At 70.7% G+C, this 1,355-nt stretch carries 1 protein-coding gene; it reads left to right on the top strand.

Features of this window, described 5'->3' with window-relative positions:
• Positions 1-1,355 (top strand): condensation domain-containing protein (locus ACFYOJ_RS36275; RefSeq protein ID WP_388598642.1); only part of this gene is annotated, 1,355 nt, incomplete at both ends.

The raw sequence follows: 1,355 nt of genomic DNA, 5'->3' as shown, positions 1-1,355 counted from the left end.
ACACCACCGACGCCTATCAGCCCGTAAAACCCTTCACCCTCGTCGGCGACGAAGACCGCAACCACCTCCCCGACGGCATCATCGACGCCTACCCGCTGGCGCAGGTCCAGCTCGGCATGCTGGTCGAGATGCTCGCTGACGACGGGCGGAACAAGTACCACAACACGACCACGTTCCGGATCAAGGACGGCCGTCCGTTCGACGTGGACGCCCTGCGTCGCGCCGGTCGTGCCGTGGTGGAGCGGCACGAGATGCTGCGGGCGTCCTTCGACCTCGACACGTTCTCGGTGCCCCTGCAGCTGATCCATGCGGCGGCGGAACTCCCCGTCACCGTGCTCGACCTCCGTGGCAAGAGCTTCGAGCAGCAGGCCGAGGCGCGCCGGGCCCACATCATCACCGAGCGGGCCACCGCCTTCCAGCTCGACCGGGCCCCGCTGCTCCGCGTCTCGGCACTGGTCGAGTCCGACGAGGCGTGGTGGCTGTCGGTCAGCGTCTGCCACCCGATCACGGAGGGCTGGAGCCACCGCACCCTCCTCAGTGACATCGTCGAGGGCTACCTGCGCCTGCGCGCCGGCGAGAAGCTGCGCGAGGTCACGGTCCCCGGCGTCAGGTACGCGGACTTCGTCGCGGCGGAGCAGGCGTCCCTCGACTCAGAGGAGGACCGTGCCTACTGGCGCGACCTCATCACCGGCCACGCCAAGTTCGCACTCCCGGCCGGCTGGGGCGACGCCGAGCCCGCCGACCGAGCCGTGACCGTACAAGTGCCGCTCGCCGATCTCACCACGGCGCTGCAGTCCGCGGCACGGACCACGAGCACCTCGCTCAAGGCGGTCCTGCACGCGGCCCACCTCAAGGTGATGAGCCAGCTCACCACCGAGGACTCCTTCTGCACCGGCCTCGTCTCCAGCGGCCGACCCGAGGTCGAGGGCGCCGAACAGGTCTACGGCATGTACCTCAACACGGTGCCGTTCGCCCACCGGCGCGGTGCCCGCACCTGGCGGGAACTCATCCACCAGGTCTTCGACCAGGAGACCGAGCTGTGGCCGCACCGCCGCTTCCCCATGCCGGTGATGCAGCGGGAACTGGGGGACGGTACGCGCCTCCTCGATGTCCGCTTCAGCTACCTCGATCTCTCCGACGCCCAGGCCGACAGCGACCTCGTCGACGCGGACTCCGGGGACGGCGAGGGCGCCACCGAATTCGGCCTGGCCGTCGCCGCCCGGGGCAGCGGACTGCTGCTCACCGCGGACCCGGCGGTCCTCGGCCGGGCGGCGGTGGACCGGCTGGCGGCGATGTACCGGGCGGTGCTGGAGTCGATGGCCGCCGACGTGGACGGCGACGCCCGCGAGACCTTC

Origin of the sequence: Streptomyces sp. NPDC006384 (genome assembly GCF_042870695.1) — a bacterium.
GTDB lineage: Bacteria > Actinomycetota > Actinomycetes > Streptomycetales > Streptomycetaceae > Streptomyces.
This window is presented reverse-complemented; position numbering and strand designations above follow the sequence as displayed.